The organism is Mesorhizobium sp. B3-2-1 (assembly GCF_006439515.1).
In the GTDB taxonomy this organism is placed as follows: domain Bacteria; phylum Pseudomonadota; class Alphaproteobacteria; order Rhizobiales; family Rhizobiaceae; genus Mesorhizobium.
Map to the genome: position 1 here is coordinate 80,583 of NZ_VFTI01000024.1, position 23,133 is coordinate 103,715.

Here is a 23,133-nt window from a genome sequence, read left to right on the forward strand (position 1 = left end):
TGGATCAGGCCGCCAGCAACTGCTTGCGGTCTACGCGCTCTTGCTGCGGCGAGCGGGCGTAGAGCTCGCGATAGCATTTCGAGAAATGCGAGGCCGAGACGAAGCCGCAGGCGACCGCCACTTCGACCACCGGCAGCGACGACTGGATCAAGAGATGCCGGGCGCGGTCGAGGCGGATTTCGAGATAGTAGCGGGCTGGGGAGCGGCCCATCTCGGTCCGGAACAGGCGCTCGATCTGGCGGCGCGACAAGTCGACATGGTCGGCGATCTCGATCAGCGACAGCGGCTCGGACAAATTGGCCTCCATCAGTTCGATGATGGTCAGCACTTTCGAGTTCTGCACGCCGAGGCGGGCACGCAGCGGCAGGCGTTGGCGGTCGGTCGGGCTGCGCACACGGTCGGTCAGCACCTGCTCGCACACGCGGTTGACGAGGTTCTCGTCGAAATCGTCGCCGATCAGCTTCAGCATCATGTCGAGCGCGGCGGTGCCGCCGGCGCAGGTGTAGATGTTCTGGTCGATCTCGAACAGGTCGGCAAAGACATTGGCCTTCGGGAAGGCCTCGGAAAAGCCCGGCAGGTTTTCCCAATGGATGGCGCAGCGCTTGTTCGACAACAGCCCGGCGGCGGCGAGGATATGCGCACCGGTGCACAGGCCGCCGACGGCGACGCCGCGGTTGTATTCCTCGCGCAGCCAGGCAAAGGCCGATTTGTTCTGGTAGCGCTCGACATTGATGCCGCTGCAGACGATGGCCATGTTGGGGCGATCCGGCCCTGCCATCTTCTTGCGTTCCTCCTCGAGCGAGGTGTTGACCGCACACTCCACGCCGTTCGAGGCGCGCACGGGTTTGCCGTCGATGCTGGCGAGACGCCAGCAATAGGCCTCGTAGCCGAGCATCCGATTGGCGGAGCGCAACGGGTCTAGCGCGGTCGCAAAAGCGATCATGGTGAAATCGGGGACAAGGAAGAACACAAACGATCGCTTGATCGGATGCTTGACGGCGTTCACGGGGAACCTCATCTGGCCATGACGCGAACAGGATGTCGCGAATAGCATAGCGTCATCAGGAAAAACCATTCCTGTCAATTGGCTAGACGGCTTTGGCAAGATTAAATTTGCGACATGGGTCGCAAATGGACAATCGCCGCGCGGTGCTGCTCAAACTAGGCCACCGCCAGGTTGTGAAAAGGCGATGGAAGCGCAACGAGATAAACGCCGCCTCGGCGGAACCGAAGCGGCGGCAGTCAACTCTCAAGCCGTGGCAGGGAGCACGGCTCTGGAGATATCTTTGTATTCGCTATTTTTTACGCAGTTCAGGCGACGAAGCCGAGACGCGCGGCAGCCATGGCGCCGGTCTGGCCAGGCATGGTCTTGGCAAGGCGCTGACGCTCGAGAGCCGTGGTCAAGTTCATTTCGCGGCGTGCGAAGAGGCGGGCAAAAAGCTTCATGATCATCTCCAATCGGTTGCTCAGACGGGTCGCCTTCGCTTGATGGAGTGGGGCAGCTCGTTTGCTGGCGCTGATATAGGCTCGTGTAAGCAGAAACTAAATCGCAAAAGCGAAGCGCTTGATATGAAAAACGACACCGAATGCGACAAATTTGGGCAGGGTGTGGGTGGTGTTCTCAATATTTACGAATAGTTACAGATGGTTAGCTTCAAAAGCGAGCTGCCATGCGGCTTGCTCATATGCGCCATGCGGCGGCAGCATGGCTCCTGAATTCATTTGAATACAAATAAAATAGAGAAGGCCTGCCGGGCGGGTTGCGCGGCAGGCCTTCAGCACGGGGTACACACGATCTACTTTACTCCAGCCCAGGATCCGACGCCATTGCGAATGCCGGTCTTGGTGTCGGAAGCTTCCGGCCAACCGATGTCCTTCTGCAACTCGATCGGCAGGGAACGGATGGCGCGTTCGGTCTGGTAGCGGGCGCGGGCCGCGCTGAATTCGGTCGCGATGCGGCCGAGGGACGACAGGATAGACATTTCGATCTCCTTTGCAGCGGCGCGGGAGGCGCCGGCAATGCGTTACGTCAGTCTGTTTCAGCTTCATTTCACGTCGAATGCAGGTCTGCGCCGTGGGCGTTTCGTGACCGCTTCTGGCAGCATGCTGCTTCGATGGAGTTGACTATGCTCCTGATCTGATGTTCAATCAAACGAAATGGAATGATGCTTTGTATCAGAAAAATTGAAGGCTGATCGCCATGAACGCCCCACTCAATCACCCGCTGCCGCTACTCGACCTCGATGTTTTGCGCACTTTCGTGGCGATTGCCGAGACCGGCAGTTTCACCACCGCGGCCAATGCGGTGTTCCGCACACCGTCGGCGGTCTCCATGCAGATCAAAAAGCTGGAAGACATTCTCGGCCGCTCGGTGTTCGCGCGCGACGCGCGTTCGGTGACGCTGACCACGGACGGCGAGATGCTGCTCGGCTATGCCCGCCGGCTTTTGTCGATCAACCGCGAGGTGGTGTCGAAGTTCATCATCCCCGACATTGTCGGCGTGGTGCGGCTCGGCTCACCTGACGACTATGGCGAGCGCGTGCTGCCGCATGTGCTGAAGCGTTTCGCGCAGTCGCATCCCTCGATCGCCGTCGACGTCACCATCGACCAGAGCAGCAATCTGCGTCGGCGCATGGACGACCGGGCGCTCGACATCACGCTTCTGACCAACTCCTACAAGACCAGCGCGCTCGGCGCCGAGGTGCTTTTGACCGAGCCGATCGTGTGGGCCGGCGCCAAGGGCGGCTGCGCGCATCTGCGTGAACCGCTGCCGGTGTCCTTGTGGGAAGAAGGCTGTGCCTGGCGGGCCGGTGCGCTCGAAGCATTGGGCCGCGAGGGCCGCAACTATCGCGTCGCTTACATGAGCGCCCATACCGCAGGCCAGCGTGCCGCGATCATGGCAGACCTTGCGGTCGCGCCGCTGCCGAGATCGTTCCTCGGCAACGACATGGTCGAACTCTGCCCGAAGGACGGAATGCCCGATATCGGCACTTACAATCTTGCCATGGTGGTGGCGCCGGACGCCAGCGCGCCGGTCAAGGCCGTTGCCGACCACATTCGCGCGACCTTCGAGGTGTTTCGGGAAACCGGCAAGTTCTGATCATCCGGGATACTCGGACCGAAGGCCTTGCTCCGCCACCTCTTCGGAGGGCGCTTTGAACCTTGCCGCCGTGCCTTGAACGATCGGCGAGGGGCTCTCGCTCAGGAAAGCGACGATGTGTTGGCGCGCGCGCCGCGCTTCCGGCATGTCGATCAACGGCCAAACGTGGAACATGCCTTCCTCGTAGACCAACTCCACCTCGACACCGGCGGCGCGGGCTTTTTGTGCAAAGATCAGATTGTCGGGCGTGAGAAGATCGCGGGAGCCCGTCAGGAGCAATGTCTTCGGCAATACCGACAGTTCGCCATAGACCGGGCTGATGCGCCAGTCGGTCGGATCCATGCCGGCACTATAGAGCCGGATTGCCTCCCGCCCACCGGCAATGCCCAGCCATGGATCGTTCCGCTCCGCCTCGAACACTTCGGGGTTTGCGAGCGAGACGTCGAGCCCGGGTGAAATCAGCACATGACGCGAGGGTACGGACAAACCCTCTTCCGCCGCCATCATGGTCAGTACCACGGCCATGTTGCCGCCCGCGGAATCGCCCATGAAGATGATGTCCTCCGCCTCTGTCTCGTCGAGCATCTGGCGATAGACAGCGCCGACCATGCCGAACATGGCGTGGAAATCGTGTTCCGGGGCGATGGGATAGATCGGCACGGTGATGCCGTAGCCCAGCCGCTCGGCCATGTCGGCGATCAGATACCAGTGATAAGGCGTAATCTCAAAGACATAGGCACCGCCATGCAGGTAGAGTATCCGTTTGTGCTCTCCAGCCCTGGGGGCGATTTCGTAGACCGGGAAACCGTCAACGGTGCGCGTCTGGATGTCGTAACGCTGCTTCAGCGCGGCCGGCGGATGGTGATCCTCGGTTTTGCGCGCGGCCGCGATCCAGCGCTGCAGGTTTTCCGGGCTGGAAAAGGCCTGCTTGCGGCTGTACCTGAGCACGAAGGACACGACGTGGCTTTTCAAACTTGGCATGCGGATACACGGACTTCGGCTGCAGCCGACTAAGAGAATTCCCCTTCGCTCTTGAAGATCGTGCCCCGGCCAAAGATGTCAAGATCAGCGCCTTGTCCACACGCTGGTGTGATCAGTGGCGCGGCAGAAGTGCCGCGCGCAGCCGGTTGTTGGCCGTCGGGAACGTACGAGGTCCCCGGCGGAGGCCGAGCAATTTGCATTTCTCGGAGAAGGTCATCAGCGCGTCGTCCCCAGAAGCAGCGAGGCAAGCGTGGCCTGCGGATCGTTCGGCGGCGATGCGGGCCAGCCGATGTCCTTCTGGACATGCGCCGGAAGACTGTTCAGCGCGCGGATCGCCTTGTTCCTGGCATGGGTTTGCCTGATGGCCACACCGAAGCGGCCGAGATTTTCGAACATCGACATTTTCATCTCCCTTGATGAACGGCGCTGGCCAAGGACTGTCTTCGGCCGCCGTTCGATGCGGGGTAAATGCGCCTGACATGTATCGGATAGATTTCGCGAAAATAGAGCGTTCGTTTCAAGATCCACCTGATCTGGAAACATTGCATACAAATGAGTTTCCGAGGCGCTGAAGCCGTTTTCAGGCTCCGAAAAATTCCATGTCCTCGCGCGGTGGTGCGCTGCGACTCGAACAGAAAGTGGTTGACAAGTCGCCCCGCAACTGCCCGTAATTGTGCAGTGCAGCAGAAGAAGTGTGCGCTGCAGCGCAAATACGGAAACCATGACCGGGAGTCATCGTGCCGAGTATCCATAGTATTCAATACCTGCGGGCGTTGGCCGCGAGCGCCGTGGTCTGCTTCCACGTCAGCGAGCAGTTCGGCGGCCCGTTCTCGGTCGGCGCCGCCGGGGTCGACATCTTCTTTGTGATCAGCGGTTTCATCATGTGGGTGACGACGGCGAGCCGCCCGGCGGATCCAGCGGGCTTCATCAGCCGCCGGATCACCCGCATCGTGCCGCTCTACTGGATCGTCACCTTGCTGATTGCGGCAGCCATGCTGATCAAGCCGCAGTTTTTTTACGATCATCTGTTCAGTCCGCTGAATCTCGGCCGCTCGCTGTTCTTCTTGCCGCTTCGGGAAAACGGCGCATTGCACCCAATCGTCCTCCAGGGTTGGACGCTGAGTTACGAGATGATGTTCTATCTCGTTTTCGCGTTGACTCTTTTTCTGGGCGAACGATGGCGTTTGAGCGTGCTCGTCGGCGTTCTCACCATCATCGTCGCGCTGCATCTTGTCTTGCCTGACGGATATCCACGCTCCTTCACCAGCCCGATCGTGCTCGAGTTCGCGGCCGGTGTCATTGTCGGACGCCTGTGGGTCCAGGACGTTCGGCTCTCGTTTGCGCTGGCCCTGACGCTGCTTGTTGGAGGGTTTCTTCTGCTTGCCGTCACCCCTGTGGCGGATGCCGATATGCCGCGCGTACTGCGCTGGGGCATCCCGGCCATGCTGATCGTGACGGGCGCGGTCTTTGCCGAACGTGCTCGGCCATTCAGGCCTGTGGCCTTGTTCAACTTCCTCGGCGAGGCCTCCTATTCGATCTATCTTTGGCACGCCCTGATGGGCGTCGCGCTGACCGGCATCACCTTGCGGCTCGGCATGCTGCCGGCACTGCAGCCGGCAGTGATCGTCGTTCTCAGCCTTGCGTTCTCGGCGATGCTTTATCTGGTCGTCGAAAAGCCGCTCATCCGGGCGCTGCACCCCTCGCGCCCCTAAGGCTCCAAGCTCGGACAAGAGACCCCACTTGCACGGGACTCGTGAATCTGACCGCGATGGCCTGAAGCGTCAGTCGCGACTGCGCCGAGCAGCATGGCCTTCGCGGGAGCGTCGGCGCGGTGCTGCATCTCCGGCGATGCCATCCTCGCTCACCGTCTTGCGTGGCGGCAGTTTCACCGCCGCCGACAGTTTCGGGAACGGGTCGACCTTGTTGGGTAGCGCCATGGCGTAGACGAAATGCTCCTGGAATTTTGGCTCCAGTGCGGTCTCGATCTTCTCGATCTGGCTCACCGTCTCCTCGATCTCGCGGCGATAGCCACGATTGAGCAGCGCCATGCGGGCACCGGCACCGGCAGCGTTGCCGACGGCCGAGACCTTGTCGAGATCGCAATCGGGGATAAGGCCGAGCACCATGGCGTATTTCGGATCGATGAAGGAGCCGAAGGCACCAGCGAAATGGATGCGGTCGACATGCTCGGTGTTCTGCTTTTCCATCAACAACTTGGTGCCGGCATAGAGCGCCGCCTTGGCAAGCTGGATGGCGCGCACGTCGGTCTGGGTGATGGTGATCTTGGGTTCGCCTTCCTTCAGCATATAGGAGAAAGTGCGGCCGTTGGCGACGACGCGCGGCGAGCGCGCGGCAAGCGATCCGTCGACGACACCATCCTCCGAGATGATGCCGGCGAGATACATTTCGGCGACGATCTCGATGATGCCAGAGCCGCAGATGCCGGTGACACCGGTCGCCTGCACGCTGTCGAGGAAGCCCGGTTCGTCGGACCACAGTTCCGAGCCGATGACGCGGTATTTCGGCTCCAGCGTGTCGGGATCGATGCGCACGCGCTCGATGGCCCCTGGCGCGGCACGCTGGCCGCCGGAGATTTCGGCACCTTCGAAGGCCGGACCGGTGGGCGAGGAGGCAGCGACAACACGCGCGCGATTGCCGAGTACGATCTCGGCATTGGTGCCGACATCGACGATCAGCATCATCTCATCCTGGCGATGCGGGCCTTCCGACAGCGTCACCGCCGCCGCGTCGGCGCCGACATGGCCGGCAATGCAAGGCAGCATGTAGAGGCGCGCGCCCTGGTTGAGCTTGAGGCCTATGTCGGAGGCCTTGATGCGCACGGCGCCCGAGACGGCGAGCGCGAAGGGGGCGCCGCCGAGTTCGGTCGGATCGATGCCGAGGAACAGGTGATGCATGATCGGATTGCCGACGAAGACGGAATCCAGGATGTCGTTGCGCTGGACATTGCCTTCCGCGCAGACCTTGTCGACGAGGCCGGAGATCGCCTCGCGGACGGCAACCGTCATGCCTTCGCGGCCATCGGGGTTCATCATCACATAGGAGACGCGGCTCATCAGATCCTCGCCGAAGCGGATCTGCGGGTTCGACGTTCCGGACGAGGCGGCGACGCGGCCCGACAGCAGCGACACCAGATGCATGGCGATGGTGGTCGAGCCGATGTCGCAGGCCAGGCCATAGGCCTCGTTCTTGAGGCCAGGCCACAGCGCGATGACGCGCGCGATGTCGCTGTCGGCATCCTTGTGGATGGCGGCTGTCGCGGTCCAGTTGCCTTTGCGCAATATGCCTTGCACCTGCGGCAGCAGATAGAAGTCGAATTCGAGGTTCTTAAAACCCCAGTCCTTCATCAGCGCGATCTTGAGCCGGTCGAGATCGCCTGATGGATTGTGCATGTCGGGCTCTTCGATCTCGACATAGCACATGCGGATGGCGGTATCGCGGGCGATCACCCTGGTGTCTGCATCCTTGCGGATGGTCTGCGCATTGATGACGGTATCCTGCGGCACGTCGATGACGAGATCGCCGAGGATCTGGGCGGAGCAGGAGAGGCGGCGCCGTTCGGGCAGGCCGCGCACGCGTTCGTAGCGCTCTTCCTTGGGGCCCTTGGGCGAGATGTGATCGTTCGAGGAGGTGATCTTGTGCTTGGCGAAATTGCCTTCCTGCACCTCGATCTGGCAGCGCCCGCAAGTAGCGCGTCCGCCGCACACGCTCTCGACATAGACGCCGAGCTGGCGCGCGGCGTCGAGCACCGGCGTGCCGACAGGGAACCGCCCGCGCTTGCCTGACGGCATGAACAGCACGAGCGGATCGGTAATATTTGCAGGTGAATTCACGATTGCGCGCTTATCCCCGGCCCATCCGGGCTTCACGACCGCCGCGCCGCCGGCTGCCATTGCCGCCGCCTTCGCCCGGTGCATTGACCGCTGTCGGCGCCGCCACCGCGTGGCCGCCTTCGGCCGGCTTGTAATCCTTGTAGGTCTTGATCCACTTGGTGCAGTTCTCGTCGGTGCCGTTCAGCACGTTGGCGCCGCGCACGGCTTCCATCTCCTGCGGCCGAACCGGGTTCATGATCGCCGAGGTCATGCCGGCGCCGATCACCATCGGGATGAAGGCGGCATTGATGCCATGGCGGTGCGGCAGGCCGAACGAGATGTTCGACAGGCCGCAGGTAGTGTTTACCTTGAGTTCCTCGCGCAGGCGGCGCAGCAGCGCGAACACCTGGCGTCCGGCATCGCCAAGCGCACCGATCGGCATGACCAGCGGGTCGACGACGACGTCATGCGCCGGAATGCCGAAATCGGCGCAGCGCTCGACGATCTTCTTGGCGACGGCGAAGCGCACATCCGGGTCCATCGAAATGCCGGTCTCGTCGTTGGAGATGGCGACGACGGGCACGTTGTACTTCTTGACCAGCGGCAGGATGGCCTCGAGCTTTTCTTCCTCGCCGGTGACGGAGTTGACCAGCGGGCGGCCTTTGGCGACCTTCAGCGCGGCCTCGATCGCGGCGCTGACGGAGCTGTCGATCGAGAGCGGCAGATCGACCAGGCCCTGGACGATCTCCAGCGTCTGCACCAGCAGGCCAGGTTCGGTTTCGTTCGGGTTGACCGAGGTGACGCCGGCATTGACGTCGAGCATGGTGGCGCCGCATGCGGCCTGCTCCAGCGCGTCCTTGATGACGGTCTCGAAATTGCCAACCACCATCTCGGCGGCGAGCTTCTTGCGGCCGGTCGGGTTGATGCGTTCGCCAATCACGCAGAAGGGCTGGTCGAAGCCGATGATGATTTCTCGTGTCGCCGAGGCGACGATGGTCCGGGTCATGAAATCTCTCCGTCGTGATATAAAGAGTTCTTTATATCGTTATCTGTTGTCGATCAAGCGAATGGTGATCGCGCAGCGCTCTCAATGCGCGGTCTTCACCATATCCACCTGGGTTTCGGTAATTTCGTCGTGCAGGATGTGATCCAGCCGTTCGGCGACCATCTGGTCGTCGCGGCGGATCTCACGCTTCCATGGCTGGCGGCCCTTCAGCACGCCCGATTCGTCGACGATCTCGGCGACATATTCTTCCTGACGGTAGGCCATCACATGGACGCCTGAGACACCGGGAATTTCCTTCACCTCGTTGATGATGTCGGTGCAGAGCTGCTTGCCTTCCTTCTTCTGGTCCTGGGCGCCTTCCAGCCGCTTGATGACGGTGTCGGGGATATGGATGCCGGGCACGTTGGAGCGGATCCATTTTGCCGTCTTGGCGGAAGCGAGCGGGCCGACGCCGCACAGGATGAACACCTTTTCGGTGTGACCGAGATCGCGGGCCTTCTGCATGAAGGTTTTGAACATCGGCACGTCGAAGCAATACTGCGTCTGCACGAACTGCGCGCCGGCGGTGATCTTCTTGCCGAGATGGATCGGGCGAAAGTCGAAGGGCGGCGCGAACGGATTGACTGCAGCGCCCAGGAACAGCTGCGGCGGCGTCGTCAGCTTGCGGCCGGACAGAAACTTGCCGTTGTCACGCATGATGCGGCAGGTCTCGAGCAGCGACATCGAATCGAGATCGAACACCGGCTTGGCACCCGGCTGGTCGCCGGCCTGCACGCCGTCGCCGGTCAGGCACAGCATGTTGGCGACGCCCATTGCAGCACCCCCCAGCACATCGCCCTGAATGGCGATGCGGTTCTTGTCGCGGCAGGCGATCTGCATGATCGGCGCATAGCCCATGCGGGTCAGCAATGCGCAGATGCCGACCGAGGACATGTGGCAATTGGCGCCGGACGCATCGACTGCGTTGATGGCGTCGACCCAGCCGTCGAAGATCTTCGCACGGTTGTAGACGTCCTCGGGATCTGCGCTGTCGGGCGGGTTGAGCTCGGTCGTCACCGCGAACTCGCCGCGCCTGAGCACCCGCTCCAGCCGGCCGCGAGAGGTGTGGCCGGGCAGGGGATCGAGCGGCAAATGGATGCCGGCCGGATTTTCGTCGAGCTGGCGGCCGATCATGCGGAGGCTCCGGTCTTCGCGGCAGGGGCGGTTTCACGGGCTGCCGCGGCCTGCGCGGTCACCCGCAGCCAGGCCGAGGTTTCGCGCAACGACTGATCGACCGGCTTCTGCACGGTGAGAATCCTGTCGGAGTTGACCATGTTCTGCGAACCTTCCCAGGCCTTGACCCAGACGCAGGGCATATTGGGCTCGACCTCGCAATTGCCGTTGGCGCGCACGCCACCGCAAGGGCCGTTGCGCAACTGCTTGGGGCAATTCATCGGGCACGACATGCCGGTCGAGGACAGGATGCACTGACCACACATGCGGCAGTCGAACATGAATCCCTTGACGCGCTTTTCGACGAATTTGATCGGAGCTTCGACGCGGCCATAACCGATGCCCTTCCACAAGGGGTGCAGCAGCAGGAAGGCGTCGGAAAAACGGGCATAAAACCATTCGAGCAATCGCGAGTGCCGAACAGACCATAATCTCACCGCGAACGAGCGCTGTACGCGGCGCTGCGGCGACACGTCGGCCGGCTTGTAGTCGGATTTCGGCGCTGCCTTCTTGACCAGCGTGGCCTGGGTAACCGCCGGGTTCTCGTCAGACATTTTCTTTTCCGCCCGCCTTGACCAGAGCGACCAGCCGCTCGCGGTCGTATTTCGCGTCAAGTTCGTGGAACGCCTTTTCGACCTCGGCTTCGAGATCGTCACCGACCGGAACCGGATCGGCCTTGCGCCATTCGGCGAGATAGTCATCGGTGCCACCGGCGCCGGTGCGCATGGCACACATGTCGATCGCCTCGGTGAAGCGCAAGGGCAGTTCGCGCTTGGCGTTCTGCCGGCCTTTCCTGACGATGATCTGGGCAGGGATGTCGCGCCAGTAGACGACGATAAGATCGGCCATGAATTCTCGCTCCTCGATATTCCGAGCATTGCCGCAAGCGTCGAAAGGCTGCTTGTTATGGGACGACGCGCGCGCATTCAAAAGCGACGCATTTCGATGTCGTAAAATGAAAGGTGGGTTTATTCGTTTGCGACCCATGTCGCGACGGGGTCGATGCAGCAGTAATGGCGGCGGAGTTTGCGCTGTTCCGACGCCGGATGCGTTACCAGATGCAGGTTCTCAGCCCTTTCCAGACGTAGAACCAGATCGTCGGGTGGTACCACTGTTTCGATGGCAGGCCTGGATCGAACGTCGCGAGTTTTCCGGCCAGCGCGTCGCTGACCGCCTCGACGCAGATATCGCGCGAAAACGCCGTCTGGCGTAGCGCATAGCTCGAGATGGTGTCGCCTTGTTTCGGCTTGCCGCGCGCCTGCTTCAGCACACCGCCGGTGTCGACTCCCGCATCGACCAGATGGACGGTCGTGCCGAAATTCTGCGGATCGCCTGACGTCAACGCCCAATAGCCGCCATTCATGCCGCGATATTTCGGCGTGATGCCGGCATGATAGTTGAGCACCGGACAAGGCATTTTACCCAGCATCTCCCTGGAAATCAGCCGACAGCCGTTGAGCAGCACGACACCAGGCTTGATCGTCTCGATCGCCTGCAGACATTCCTGGCTGTCGGCGGACGCCACATGGACGATGACCTGGCCTTGCCGCGGTTCCGTTTCAAGCTTCTCCTCGGCAATCAACCGGGCGGCGTGTTTGACATTAAGCCGTTTGCCAAGCCTGCTCAGCACCATCGTGCCGAGCTGGCCCATGGCGGAGATCCAGCCTTGGCGCCGGGCGCGGCCGCGCAGCAATTGTTTTTTGGATTCAGGGATTTCGAGGACGACGCTGACAGGGCCGACGCGGTCGGTGAGGTCGTTGATCATGGCCCAGACGTGTGCGCCGCCACCGGTGACGACTACAATCGGTCGCGGATTGGATTGCGACGCTGCCATTGATCTTGCCATAGCTCCACGGACCGGCTGATGTGGCTGGGACCTTAGGGCAGGTGGGTTAATCCTTGGTATGCCGGAAGCCTTACGAGGGCATGAAGATGCCTATCAGCGCTTGAACTCCATGATGTCGAGCTTCGATTCGTAGTAGGGAGCGGGGAATTCGATGCGCCATTCCTTGGCGCTGTTGCGGAAAGCGTAACCGACCTGGTCGGTTTGCGAGCCGCTGCCATAGGGCTTTGCCCGGTCGTCGTTGACGGAGCCGGAGCCAAGATAGATCGAGCGCTTGTCGCCATCGTCGAAGAAGCGGCCCCGGGTGCGCTGCGAACCACTGATCTTTTCCAGCCGCCAGCCGGAGCCATCATCGGTCACTCTGCATTTGAACCAGCCATAGATGACGAGCGGGCTCAGCCCGCCGACCTTGATCGTGCGGCACCGCCAGCTGCCGGTGAGGTCCTTGTCGGAGAAGGCGGCCAGCGGCTTGGCCAGCAGTGCGTCGAGTTGCTCGACCTCGGCGGGGTCGCCCGCCTCTGCCTCGGCGAGCGCCGCCTTGCGGATGTCGCCATATTTGTCGAGCCGCTCCTTGTCGGCGGCGGTGATCAGTTTCTGCACTTGACCATCGGCAAGGGCGGGCAAAACGCAGCAGAGGAAAACAAGGGCGGCAAGCAAGGGGCGAAGGTTCATCAAAGGATTCCCTGTTTTTTGTTCTGGAACGGCGCCGCTGCCGTCTGGTGCATAACTTACCGGGTCGCTGGCGCCTGTCATCCGTGCTTAACAGCGTCACGGTCGAAATTCATGGTGTGACGAATGCGAATCTTGCTCACGGGATCGTCGGGTTGGCTGGGAAGCGCGTTGGCGCCGCTGCTGCGCGGGCTTGGACATGACGTCACCGGCCTCGATCCCGTTCCATCGGCCGAAACGCGGATCGTCGGTTCGATCGCCGATCGCGATCTGGTCATGCGAGCGGTCAGGGACAATCGAACTGAAGCCATCATTCACAGCGGCGCGCTGCACAAGCCCGACATAGAAAGCCACGCCAACAGCGATTTCGTCGCCACCAACGTGCACGGCACGCTGAACTTGCTCGATGCGGCGGTGGCGGCCAACGTGCAACGCTTCGTCTTCACGTCAACGACTTCGTTGATGATCTCGCAGGCGATACGCGACGGCTTCAAGGGCGGTGCGCGAAAGGCGGCGTGGCTGACGGAAGCGATGTCGCCCGAGCCGCGCAACATCTATGGGGTGACCAAGCTCTCCGCCGAACATCTCTGCCGGCTCTATCACCTTCAACATGGGCTGCCGGTGGTAGTGCTGCGCACGGCACGTTTCTTCCCCGAGGCCGACGACATGGCGCATGCGATCGAGCAGTCGGACGCCAACACCAAGGCGAACGAATTGCTGTTTCGGCGGCTGACGGTGGACGACGCGGCGCAGGCACATGTCGCTGCATTGGAGAAGGCACCGGAGCTCGGCTTCGACATCTTCATCGTCTGCGCGCCAACGCCGTTCCAGCCCGAAGATTGCGCGGACTTGATCGCAGACGCTCCATCGGTCGTGGCGCGTTATTTTCCCGAGTTTCCCATGCTTTATGCGCGCAAAGTTTGGACGATGTTTTCCTCGATCGACCGGGTCTATGATACATCGCGGGCGAGGGACAGTCTGGGTTTTGAGTGCAGGACCAGCTTTGCCGACGTGCTGGCGGCGCTGGCAGCCGAAGACGGGAGCTGAGCCGTCAGGCGTTCGCGGCCGCCCGCGCCAGGCCCGGCGTCAGGTCGCCAAAACCGGTGGAGCGGCGCTCATAGGTAAGGCCAAGCAGGGCGGCGGCCTTTTCGGCGACCTTGTCGAGTTCCGGATCGTCGGTCTGCGCAAGGTAGATCAGCTTCTCGTAATTGCCGAAATAGTCCTTGATCAGCTCCGGGTGCTTGTTCAGCCCGAGCGGCTTCATGAAGAAGGCATCGAACTGGCGGCACAGGAAGTCCGTCATGTAGAACGACATCATGTCGTCGTCGGCAACCTTCGCATAGGCGTCCATGCCTTGATAGAAGGCGAAGCAATGCGGGCCGGCCATGCGCTCGACGCCATGCTTCTCCAATACGCGGTCAAGCAGGCCACCGGTGCCGCAATCGGCATAGCCGACGAAGATGTGCTCATAACCCTCCGCCTTGGCCTTCTCGATCGCCTTGTCCATGGCCGGTGCGATGCGGTCGGGATAGAAATGGAATTCCGCCGGCAAACACGTCAATTCGAGGTGATCCAGCCCGAGCCGTTCCTTGACGGCCAACACCTCGCGCGCAATCATCCCGCAGGCGATGACGAGCAGCCTGTCTGTCTGATTCGGTTTCGTTTTTTTCGTCTTGACCAAGTCGAGCCGGCTTTTCGCTGCGGGGTTAATTTATCTGTCGAGGGAGACACCGTCCATGAAACTGCTACGGGTAGCGCCGATGGTTGTCCTTGCCTGCGCGCTCGCACTCACGGCCTGCGCCAACACCATTCGGGGTGTCGGCAAGGATGTCAAATCGACCGCGAGGGCGGTCAAAGACACTGTCGCCAATTGATCGGCAGCCACCTCCTTCATCTGGGAACAAAAAAGCCGCGCTGCAAGGCGCGGCTCTTTTTCGTCGTCCTGATGCCTTGGATCAGGCCGAAGCACGCACGTTGTGCTTGCGCTTCATGAAGTCCTTGGCGGTCTCGACCGCCACCGCGGCGTCGCGGCAATAGGCATCGGCGCCGACGGCCTTGCCGAATTCCTCGTTGAGCGGTGCGCCGCCAACCAGCACGACATAGTCGTCGCGAATGCCCTTTTCCTTCATCGTGTCGATGACGACCTTCATGTAGGGCATGGTGGTGGTGAGCAGCGCCGACATGCCGATGATGTCGGGCTGGTGCTGCTCGATCGCATCGAGATACTTTTCGACCGCGTTGTTGATGCCGAGGTCGATGACGTCGAAGCCGGCGCCTTCCATCATCATGCCGACGAGGTTCTTGCCGATGTCATGGATGTCGCCCTTGACGGTGCCGATCACCATCTTGCCCTGTTTCGGCGCGCCTGTGGCGGCGAGCAGCGGGCGCAGGATGAACATGCCGGCCTTCATGGCGTTGGCGGACAACAGCACTTCGGGAACGAACAGGATGCCGTCGCGAAAATCCTCGCCGACGATACGCATGCCTTCGACCAGCGCTTCGGTCAGTACCTTGTAGGGCACCCAGCCGCGCTCGAGCAGAATGCGCGTGCCTTCCTCGATTTCTTCCTTCAGACCGTCATAGAGATCGTCGTGCATCTGCTGCACCAACTCATCGTCGGAAAGTTCGGAAAGGATAATCTCGTCGTCGGACATTTTAATCCAGCTCCTCACGGCATCGCGACTGTGTCGCAAGGCACAAAATAATGGCGTTCATACCTAACCCGCAACGGGCGGGTATCCATAGCTGATTTGCGACTTCCCGCAAAAGGAAAGCGACTGGAAAATCTATCGGATTTCTTGTCGATTTTGCGACAGGCGTTGGCGCGGACGGGCCGTTTCGAATAGGGTGCATGGCTACGATCCGGCGAAAGCCGCGCCATGCGGCCGCAACGGTTACGGACCGGCCATAGTCAGGCAGGCCATATTCAGGGAAGAGCGATCATGAGCGAACACGCGGCAGTCGACCAGGAAGCGTCAAACGCGCGGCGTGGGCGCGGCGCCAGCGGCGGAGCAGCGGCAAGGCGCGCGGCGCGCTCCGGCGGCGGCCCGGGCACCCAGCTCACCTACATCAAGCGCAAGATCAACGTCTACGAAGTGCTGAACGAGGAAGGCCTGGCGCTGATCGAGAAGAACACCGACACGGTGCTCGAGGAAATCGGCATCATTTTTCGCGATGACGCGGAAGCGCTGCAGCTCTGGAAAGAGGCCGGAGCCGACGTCAAGGGCGAGCGCGTGCATTTTCCCAAGGGGCTCTGCCGTTCGCTCCTGAAGACCGCGCCGCCCATCTACACCCAGCATGCCCGCAATTCGGAACGCTCGGTGCAGATCGGCGGCAACGCGACCGTGTTTGCGCCGGTCTACGGTCCGCCCTTCGTGCGCGATCTCGATGGTGTCAGGCGCTATGCGACGATCGAGGATTTCCAGAATTTCGTGAAGCTCGCCTATATGGCGCCGTCGATCCACCATTCGGGCGGCACGGTGTGCGAGCCGGTCGACGTGCCGGTGAACAAACGCCATCTCGACATGGTCTACGCGCATATCAAATATTCCGACAAGCCGTTCATGGGTTCGGTGACCGCGCCGGAGCGCGCTGAGGACACGGTGGCGATGGCCAAGCTCGTCTTCGGCGACGACTTCGTCGAGAACAACACTGTGCTGACCAGCCTGATCAACGCCAATTCACCGATGGTGTTCGACGAAACCATGCTTGGCGCCTTGAAAGTCTATTCGCGGCATAACCAGGCCTGCATCGTCACACCGTTCATCCTCGCCGGCGCGATGAGCCCGGTGACGGTGGCCGGTACGCTGACACAGGTCCTGGCCGAAGTGCTGGCCGGCGCATCGTTCACGCAGCTGATCCGTCCGGGCGCGCCGGTGCTGTTCGGCACCTTCGCCTCGTCGATCTCGATGCAATCGGGCGCGCCGACCTTCGGCACGCCGGAGCCGTCGCTGGTCTCCTATGGCGCGGCGCAACTCGCTCGCCGTCTTGGCTTGCCGTTCCGCACCGGCGGCTCGCTCTGCGCCTCGAAAGTGCCGGACGCGCAGGCGGCGTATGAGAGCGCCAACACGCTGAACTCGACCATTCTCGCCGGCACCAATTTCGTGCTGCATTCGGCCGGCTGGCTCGAAGGCGGCCTGGCGTCCTGCTACGAAAAATTCATGATGGACATCGACCAGCTCGGCATGACCCAAAAATTCTCCGAGGGCGTCGATCTTTCGGAAAACGGCCAGGCGATGGACGCCATCCGCCAGGTCGGGCCGGGCAGCCACTATCTCGGCTGCGACCACACCCAGGCCAATTTCCAGACCGCCTTCTACCGCTCGTCGATCGCCGACAACAACTCCTACGAGCAGTGGCTGGCCGAGGGTCAGAAGACCGCGCCGCAGCGCGCCAACGATCTCGCGCGGCGCTGGCTGGAGGCTTATGAGGCGCCGCACCTCGATGAAGGCATCGACGAAGCCCTGAAGGACTTCATCGCCAAGAAGAAGGGGTCGATGCCCGACGCCTTCACCTGAAAGGAGCCCGAGTCAGGCGGGGCTAAAGTCGCCAACATCATCCACAAGGAAGTCTGGCGGAGCGCCTTCTCCGATCCGGACAAGAAGGGATGATTTGCGTGCGCGGCATGATCGAGGAGATCACGGCCGCGCTTGGCGCCCACGGCCTCATCTTGCGTGGCGGTTTTCTTTTTCCCGATCACGAGGGTATCGCTCATGGCGCGTTGGGCGCACCGGCAAAGTCTGTCCTGCTGGTGGGGCAGGCGGGTGCCGCGCCTTGGCGGCATTTCCTGCGCTGGCGGGAACAGCAGCCGCAGGCGATCGCCAATCCGCTCGATACCTGGTCGCGCCAGGTGATTGGCGCTGTGGCAGAAAGGTTTGGCGCGCGCGCCGTTTCGCCGTCGGACAAGCCTTATCTGCCGTTCCAGCAATGGGCTGTTCGGGCGGAGGGGCTGAGGCCGTCGCCGCTCGGGATCCTCATGCATCCGCAATACGGGCTTTGGCACGCCTATCGCGGCGCGTTGCTGTTCGAGGAAGAGATAGCGCTTCCCGAGCCCCGCGAGCCGGTCCATCTCTGCGATACATGCGTCGATAAACCCTGTCTGAAATCCTGCCCGGTCGATGCCTATTCCTCGGAAGGGTTCGCCTACCAAGCCTGCCTGGCCCATGTGCGGGGGGCGAATGGCGAGCCGTGCCGCACTGGCGGTTGCCTCGATCGCAACGCCTGCCCCTATGGCACAAGCTACCGCTATCCGGCAGAGGTTCAAGCCTTCCATATGGCTGCATTCGCCGGTCTTTAGCGCCTCACGCGATCCCCCACGAAATGTTGACTGGCGGGCCCGGGGAACGCCTTGCCGTGGCTGCTTGCGCGGATATGTATCGCGCATCTGATCAACGGAGCAGGCAATGACGAAGCAGGACTTTCAGATCAAGACCCGTGACGGTGTGGCGAAGGCGGGCCTGTTCCGTTCGGCCAAGGTTTCTCCAGCCAAGGCCGGTGTCATTCTCTACCAGGACGCCTTCGGTCCGCGCCCGGCGCTTGACCAGATGGCGGAACGGCTGGCGGGCGAGGGCTATGCGGTGCTGGTGCCCGACCTCTTCTATCGCAACGCGCCTTACGGTCCGTTCGACGCCAAGACCGCCTTCACCGAGGAAAAGACCAAGGCGGCGTTGATGGCGCTGGTCACCGGCACGACGCAGGAGATGACCATCAGCGACAGCGGCGCGTTTCTCGAGGCGCTCGCCGGCGAAGGCGTTACGGGGCCGATCGGGACGGTCGGCTATTGCATGGGCGGTGCGCGGGCGATCAACGCCGCCGCGACCCACCCAGACCGGATCAAGGCCGCCGCCAGCTTTCATGGCGGCAATCTCGCCAGCGATGCGGCCGACAGTCCGCACCGCAAGGCGGCTTCCATCAAGGCGCGCGTCTATGTCGGCATGGCGGGGGTCGACCGGAGCTTTCCGCCGGAACAGTCGACGCGGCTGGAAGAGGCACTGCGGAACGCTGATGTCGACCATTTGATGGAGAATTATGTCGGCATGGCACATGGCTGGTGCGTGCCGGACCACAGCGTCTTCAATGCAGCCGGTGCCGAGCGGCATTGGAAGCGATTGACTGACTTGTTCGCCGAGACGCTGGTCTGAGCCTTCGCCCCCCTGTTGGCCGCACGGCACATTGGAGGTATCAGGCGGGATGAGCGGCTCGCCCGGCTGGTGCGGCGCGGGGTCATGCGGGAACGATCAACCTGATGCAATCCTATGATGTCGTGATCATCGGCGCCGGCGCCGCCGGAATGATGTGCGCCGTGGAGGCCGCCAAGCGCGGCCGTTCGGTGCTGATCCTCGATCATGCGGCGGCACCTGGCGAAAAGATCCGCATCTCCGGCGGCGGCCGGTGCAATTTCACCAACGTCCATGCGAGCCCGAAGAATTTTATCTCCAGGAATCCGCATTTCTGCATCTCGGCGCTCAGCCGCTATACGCAACGCGACTTCATTGCGCTCGTCGAACGTCACGGCATTGCCTATCACGAGAAGACATTGGGGCAGCTGTTCTGTGACGGCTCCGCGCGCCAGATCATCGACATGATGGTCTCGGAAATGCGGGGCAGGGGCGCCGAGCTGGTATTGTCGACTTCCGTTGAGACTATCAGCAAAGCCGAGGAAGGGTTCGACCTCACGCTCTCCACCGGCCCGGTCTCTTGCCAGTCCCTGGTCGTAGCCTGTGGCGGCAAGTCGATCCCAAAGATGGGCGCGACGGGCTTCGGCTACGAGCTTGCCGACCGGTTTGGCCTTGCCGTCGTCGAAACGCGGCCTGCCCTGGTGCCGCTGACCTTCGATGCAAAGACGCTCGAGCGGCTTTCGCCCCTGGCCGGAAACGCCGTCGACGCCGAGATTGCCTGCGGCAAGACACGGTTTTCCGAGGCGATGCTGTTCACGCATCGCGGCGTCAGCGGGCCATCCATCCTGCAAATCTCATCCTATTGGCGCGAGGGTGATGAAATCCGCATCGCCATGCTGCCAGGCACGGATGTGGCTGAGCTCGTCCGCGCCGCCAGGCGTGGCAATGGCCGGCAAGCGGTGCAGACCGTGCTCGCAAATCATTTGCCGAAACGGCTGGCCCAGGCGATAGCCGAGCGAACCGGGCTCGACGGCAATCTTGCCGATCTTTCCGAGGCCCAGATCAAAGCTGTCGAGGCCGCGGTCAACGACTGGCGCATCAAGCCGGCCGGTTCGGAGGGCTACCGGACCGCCGAAGTGACGCTAGGCGGGGTAGACACCAACGGCCTCGACCAGAAGACGATGCAGGCGAAGTTGGTGCCGGGCCTGTTTTTCATCGGCGAGGTCGTCGACGTCACCGGCTGGCTCGGCGGCTATAATTTCCAATGGGCGTGGTCGTCGGGCTGGGCGGCGGGCCAGGCGTGTTGACATTCAGGTGAAGCCGGCCTGACCTGAATCTCAACCTGCCAACAGCTGCAAAAGTCCCTGTTCGAAAAAATCTTTCCATCACCCCAAGGATTAGCCATTAGCCTTCGTCCAACAGGCAAATGATGGCGATGATGCTGGATGAGAGCGAAGCCTCCGACGCCGAACTGATCGGGCGGGCGAAGGGCGGAGACCGGGGGGCTTTCGGCAAGTTGCTGGAGCGCCACTACGACTTCGTCTATCGCGCCGCCTATCGCTGGTGCGGCAGGAAGGCCGATGCGGAAGACATCGCCCAGGAAGTCTGCGTCCGGCTCGGCAAGGCGATCCGCGATTATCGCGGCGGCGGCGCGTTCACGACATGGCTCTATGCCATGACGATGAACGCCACGCGCGACATGATGCGCAAGACCGCGCGCGAGACGGTCAAGTCCGAGGCCTATGGCGTCCATGCGCTGATTTCGGGCGAGGTCCCGGCCGAGAGCGAAGACCCCGCCGAGGCGCTCTGGGCGGCGGTGCGGCAATTGCCGGACAAGCAGCGCGATGCCGTGATGCTTGTCTATGGCGAAGGCTTGGGCCACGCGGCCGCCGCCGAGGCGATGGCGATCTCGGAGACGACGGTTTCCTGGCACATCCATGAAGCGAAGAAACGGCTGAAGACGTTGATGCGTTCAGCCGGGGAAGTGTGACGATGGTCGACGACAACGAACTCAGGAAGCTGCGCGACGCAGCAATACCCGCACCCGGCGAGAGCGCGAAGGCGCGTGCCTTCGAGGCTGCCCTGCGCGCCTACGATCAGGAAAATATTTCCGAAGTCACCCAAGGATCGGTCGGCGGCCTTCGTCTCACAGAGCGAGCACAAAAGCTCTGGAGCGAGATCATGCAAAAGAAACTCATTGCCGCGCCGGCCCTTGCCGGGCTCGTCGCCCTGCCGATCGCCGGATACGCCACCTTCCATATTCTGAGGGAACAGCCGTCACCGTTCGGCGGCGACGAAAAGATCACCGAGACGCTGGCCGACAAGCCGGCAACGCTGACGCCATTGGCCAAGCAGGCACCGGGAGATCGGGCCGCCGACGAGCCGACCGTGACCACTGCGCCGACCAAGGACAAGAAAGCCGACGCGGATGTGGAAAGCCGCGATGCGACCGATGCTCTCGTGGCTCCGGCCTCACCGCCAAAGTCCGAATCGGCCCAGGCGGGCAGGGCAGCGCAGCAGACTTCGACGGAGCGCGGAATATTGTCCGAACCAGCACCGCCGGCGCCGACCGGTGAATTCGCGCTGGATGGCGCCACTGGCGCGCCCAGCACGTCGCGGGTGGCCCGCATGCCGGCGGCCGAATCCAAGCTGATGGTCCAGCAGCCGGCCATGGCGCCGGCGGACCAGATCGCGCCGCAGGAGGAAAACCGCGACCGCGTCCAGGATTTCAAGACCAATCCGGTGCACGCCGCATTGGAAGACCCGGTCTCGACCTTCTCGATCGATGTCGACACCGCTTCCTATTCCTTCGTGCGCGGCTCGCTGAAGCAGGGCTACCTGCCGCAGGCCGATACGGTCCGCGTCGAGGAGATGATCAATTACTTCCCCTACGACTGGAAGGGGCCGGACTCGGCATCGACGCCGTTCAACTCGACCGTCAGCGTCATGCCGACGCCGTGGAACACGCACACCAAGCTGATGCATGTCGCCATCAAGGGTTTCGACATCAAGCCGACCGAGCAGCCGAAGGCCAATCTGGTCTTCCTGATCGACGTCTCGGGCTCGATGGACGAACCGGACAAGCTGCCGCTGCTCAAGTCGGCGTTCCGGCTGCTGGTCAGCAAGCTGAAGGCAGACGATACGATCTCGATCGTCACCTATGCCGGTGACGCCGGCACCGTGCTGATGCCGACCAAGGTTGCCGAGAAGGACAAGATCCTCAATGCCATCGACAATCTGCGGCCCGGTGGCTCGACGGCAGGCGAAGCCGGCATCAAGGAAGCCTACAAGCTTGCCCAGCAGTCCTTCATCAAGGACGGCGTCAACCGGGTGATGCTTGCCACCGACGGCGACTTCAATGTCGGCCAGACCGATGACGACGACCTGAAGCGACTGATCGAGAGCGAGCGCAAGACCGGCGTGTTCCTGTCGGTGTTCGGCTTCGGCCGCGGCAATCTCAACGATGAAATGATGCAGATCATTGCCCAGAACGGCAACGGCACCGCCGCCTATATCGACACGCTGGCCGAGGCCGAGAAGGTGCTGGTCGAGGACGCTTCCTCGACGTTGTTCACCATCGCCAAGGATGTGAAGATCCAGGTCGAGTTCAATCCGAACAAGGTCTCCGAATACCGCCTGATCGGCTACGAGACCCGGGCGCTCAATCGGGAGGATTTCAACAATGACCGCGTCGATGCCGGCGATATCGGCTCGGGGCATTCGGTCACCGCGATTTATGAGATCACGCCCAAAGGCGGTGGCGGCGAGCAGATCGATCCGCTGCGCTATGGCCAGGCCACGGTGAATAATGGCGGCGTTGCCAATGCGGACGAATATGCCTTCGTCAAGATCCGCTACAAGCTGCCCAACGAGGACGTCTCGAAGCTGATCACCACGCCGGTGACCTCGGCCAATGAGGTGGCGTCCTTCGACCAGGCGAGCACCGATCAGCGTTTTTCCGTCGCGGTCGCGGCCTTCGGCCAGAAGCTGCGCGACGAGGATGCGACCGCGAAGTTCGGCTACGACAAGATCATGGAGATTGCCACTGCCGCCCGAGGAGCCGACCCGTTTGGGTACAGGTCCGAGTTCCTTTCGCTTGTGCGCCTTGCCTCGGCGCTGGGCGGTAACCGGTAGTGGCGATGACGGCCGGTTTCTTTCAGATGACGGGATCGTTCTGATAGCCGGCCCACGGGCGGGTGAGGCAGGCCGGCGAGGGATCTTCCCTTGCCGGCCTTTTTTTGGATCTATTGATATTCAGGGGATGCCGGCCTGCAAACAGTGGCTTCCTGCGCTTCCGGTGCTCATATGTGGACGGCCCCCTGCTTGCAAGGTTTTGGCTGAAGATGATTTGATCGGATCGCTTGCGCTCATATGTC

The 23,133-nt window shown here is 62.1% G+C and carries 25 protein-coding genes; 11 read left to right on the plus strand and 14 right to left on the minus strand.

Annotated elements, in window-relative coordinates; genetic code table 11:
* Positions 1-4: 4 nt before the first annotated feature.
* The gene (locus FJW08_RS22955) at positions 5-943 is read right to left on the minus strand and encodes a GlxA family transcriptional regulator (protein ID WP_348642693.1); all 939 of its coding nucleotides are present in this window, start codon (positions 941-943) and stop codon (positions 5-7) included.
* Between the two features lie 188 nt (positions 944-1,131).
* Between FJW08_RS22955 and FJW08_RS32480 the strand changes: the two genes are divergently transcribed.
* On the plus strand, positions 1,132-1,638 hold the full coding sequence (locus FJW08_RS32480; protein ID WP_181183013.1) for a hypothetical protein: 507 nt from the start codon (positions 1,132-1,134) through the stop codon (positions 1,636-1,638).
* A gap of 158 nt (positions 1,639-1,796) precedes the next feature.
* Here the strand turns inward: FJW08_RS32480 and FJW08_RS22965 are convergent, their stop codons facing one another.
* Entirely contained in the window at positions 1,797-1,982 is a 186-nt protein-coding gene (locus FJW08_RS22965; RefSeq protein ID WP_140812411.1) for a hypothetical protein, read from the minus strand.
* Between the two features lie 218 nt (positions 1,983-2,200).
* Between FJW08_RS22965 and FJW08_RS22970 the strand changes: the two genes are divergently transcribed.
* A complete protein-coding gene (locus FJW08_RS22970; protein ID WP_015317416.1) occupies positions 2,201-3,100 on the plus strand; it encodes a LysR substrate-binding domain-containing protein in 900 nt (299 codons plus the stop codon).
* Here FJW08_RS22970 and FJW08_RS22975 read toward each other — a convergent pair whose 3' ends face one another.
* Positions 3,101-4,081: an alpha/beta hydrolase gene (locus FJW08_RS22975; protein ID WP_140812412.1), complete on the minus strand. Its 981-nt coding sequence runs from the start codon at positions 4,079-4,081 to the stop codon at positions 3,101-3,103.
* Between the two features lie 216 nt (positions 4,082-4,297).
* Entirely contained in the window at positions 4,298-4,483 is a 186-nt protein-coding gene (locus tag FJW08_RS32485) for a hypothetical protein (protein WP_181183014.1), read from the minus strand.
* A gap of 335 nt (positions 4,484-4,818) precedes the next feature.
* Between FJW08_RS32485 and FJW08_RS22985 the strand changes: the two genes are divergently transcribed.
* Positions 4,819-5,793 carry an acyltransferase gene (locus tag FJW08_RS22985; protein ID WP_246682498.1) on the plus strand — a complete coding sequence of 325 codons (975 nt, stop codon included), beginning with the start codon at positions 4,819-4,821 and terminating at the stop codon, positions 5,791-5,793.
* A 69-nt stretch (positions 5,794-5,862) separates the two neighbouring features.
* Here FJW08_RS22985 and FJW08_RS22990 read toward each other — a convergent pair whose 3' ends face one another.
* From FJW08_RS22990 to FJW08_RS23020, 7 genes are all read right to left on the minus strand, one after another.
* Entirely contained in the window at positions 5,863-7,992 is a 2,130-nt protein-coding gene (locus FJW08_RS22990) for an ASKHA domain-containing protein (RefSeq protein ID WP_140812413.1), read from the minus strand.
* The gene (locus FJW08_RS22995; protein WP_140758244.1) at positions 7,943-8,917 is read right to left on the minus strand and encodes a methyltetrahydrofolate cobalamin methyltransferase; all 975 of its coding nucleotides are present in this window, start codon (positions 8,915-8,917) and stop codon (positions 7,943-7,945) included. Before FJW08_RS22995 ends, FJW08_RS22990 begins: the two co-directional genes overlap by 50 nt.
* A gap of 81 nt (positions 8,918-8,998) precedes the next feature.
* Complete coding sequence (locus FJW08_RS23000) at positions 8,999-10,090, minus strand: methylenetetrahydrofolate reductase (protein ID WP_140812414.1); 1,092 nt, start codon at positions 10,088-10,090, stop codon at positions 8,999-9,001.
* Positions 10,087-10,683: a methylenetetrahydrofolate reductase C-terminal domain-containing protein gene (locus FJW08_RS23005; protein ID WP_140812415.1), complete on the minus strand. Its 597-nt coding sequence runs from the start codon at positions 10,681-10,683 to the stop codon at positions 10,087-10,089. Before FJW08_RS23005 ends, FJW08_RS23000 begins: the two co-directional genes overlap by 4 nt.
* Entirely contained in the window at positions 10,676-10,978 is a 303-nt protein-coding gene (locus FJW08_RS23010; protein WP_140812416.1) for a virulence factor, read from the minus strand. Before FJW08_RS23010 ends, FJW08_RS23005 begins: the two co-directional genes overlap by 8 nt.
* Before the next feature lie 202 nt (positions 10,979-11,180).
* Positions 11,181-11,963, minus strand: a complete 783-nt coding sequence (locus FJW08_RS23015; RefSeq protein WP_140812417.1) for a formyl transferase — start codon at positions 11,961-11,963, stop codon at positions 11,181-11,183.
* Between the two features lie 105 nt (positions 11,964-12,068).
* Complete coding sequence (locus FJW08_RS23020) at positions 12,069-12,644, minus strand: DUF4893 domain-containing protein (protein ID WP_140812418.1); 576 nt, start codon at positions 12,642-12,644, stop codon at positions 12,069-12,071.
* 123 nt (positions 12,645-12,767) lie between these two features.
* Between FJW08_RS23020 and FJW08_RS23025 the strand changes: the two genes are divergently transcribed.
* Positions 12,768-13,688: an NAD(P)-dependent oxidoreductase gene (locus FJW08_RS23025; RefSeq protein WP_140812419.1), complete on the plus strand. Its 921-nt coding sequence runs from the start codon at positions 12,768-12,770 to the stop codon at positions 13,686-13,688.
* A gap of 4 nt (positions 13,689-13,692) precedes the next feature.
* On the opposite strand, the gene FJW08_RS23030 is transcribed toward FJW08_RS23025, so the two are convergent.
* The gene (locus FJW08_RS23030) at positions 13,693-14,322 is read right to left on the minus strand and encodes a DUF1638 domain-containing protein (RefSeq protein WP_140812420.1); all 630 of its coding nucleotides are present in this window, start codon (positions 14,320-14,322) and stop codon (positions 13,693-13,695) included.
* Positions 14,323-14,377: 55 nt separating this feature from the next.
* Between FJW08_RS23030 and FJW08_RS23035 the strand changes: the two genes are divergently transcribed.
* A complete protein-coding gene (locus tag FJW08_RS23035) occupies positions 14,378-14,515 on the plus strand; it encodes an entericidin A/B family lipoprotein (RefSeq protein ID WP_140812421.1) in 138 nt (45 codons plus the stop codon).
* An 81-nt stretch (positions 14,516-14,596) separates the two neighbouring features.
* Here the strand turns inward: FJW08_RS23035 and FJW08_RS23040 are convergent, their stop codons facing one another.
* Positions 14,597-15,295 (minus strand): B12-binding domain-containing protein, encoded by a 699-nt coding sequence (locus FJW08_RS23040; RefSeq protein ID WP_027046950.1) that lies wholly within the window; start codon positions 15,293-15,295, stop codon positions 14,597-14,599.
* Positions 15,296-15,583: 288 nt separating this feature from the next.
* Here FJW08_RS23040 and FJW08_RS23045 point away from each other — a divergent pair, with 288 nt between their 5' ends.
* The 6 genes from FJW08_RS23045 to FJW08_RS23070 all read left to right on the plus strand — a co-directional run bounded on the left by FJW08_RS23045 (position 15,584) and on the right by FJW08_RS23070 (position 22,891).
* The gene (locus FJW08_RS23045; protein WP_140615930.1) at positions 15,584-17,158 is read left to right on the plus strand and encodes a trimethylamine methyltransferase family protein; all 1,575 of its coding nucleotides are present in this window, start codon (positions 15,584-15,586) and stop codon (positions 17,156-17,158) included.
* Positions 17,159-17,256: 98 nt separating this feature from the next.
* The gene (locus tag FJW08_RS23050; RefSeq protein WP_181183015.1) at positions 17,257-17,937 is read left to right on the plus strand and encodes a 4Fe-4S dicluster domain-containing protein; all 681 of its coding nucleotides are present in this window, start codon (positions 17,257-17,259) and stop codon (positions 17,935-17,937) included.
* 106 nt (positions 17,938-18,043) lie between these two features.
* Entirely contained in the window at positions 18,044-18,781 is a 738-nt protein-coding gene (locus FJW08_RS23055; protein ID WP_140812423.1) for a dienelactone hydrolase family protein, read from the plus strand.
* Positions 18,782-18,885: 104 nt separating this feature from the next.
* Complete coding sequence (locus FJW08_RS23060; protein ID WP_140812424.1) at positions 18,886-20,064, plus strand: NAD(P)/FAD-dependent oxidoreductase; 1,179 nt, start codon at positions 18,886-18,888, stop codon at positions 20,062-20,064.
* Positions 20,065-20,186: 122 nt separating this feature from the next.
* Positions 20,187-20,747 carry an RNA polymerase sigma factor gene (locus tag FJW08_RS23065; RefSeq protein ID WP_140812425.1) on the plus strand — a complete coding sequence of 187 codons (561 nt, stop codon included), beginning with the start codon at positions 20,187-20,189 and terminating at the stop codon, positions 20,745-20,747.
* Between the two features lie 2 nt (positions 20,748-20,749).
* Positions 20,750-22,891, plus strand: a complete 2,142-nt coding sequence (locus FJW08_RS23070) for a VWA domain-containing protein (RefSeq protein ID WP_140812426.1) — start codon at positions 20,750-20,752, stop codon at positions 22,889-22,891.
* 22 nt (positions 22,892-22,913) lie between these two features.
* Here the strand turns inward: FJW08_RS23070 and FJW08_RS32710 are convergent.
* A partial coding sequence (locus FJW08_RS32710) for a hypothetical protein (RefSeq protein ID WP_210241209.1) occupies positions 22,914-23,133 on the minus strand: 220 nt, incomplete at its 5' end.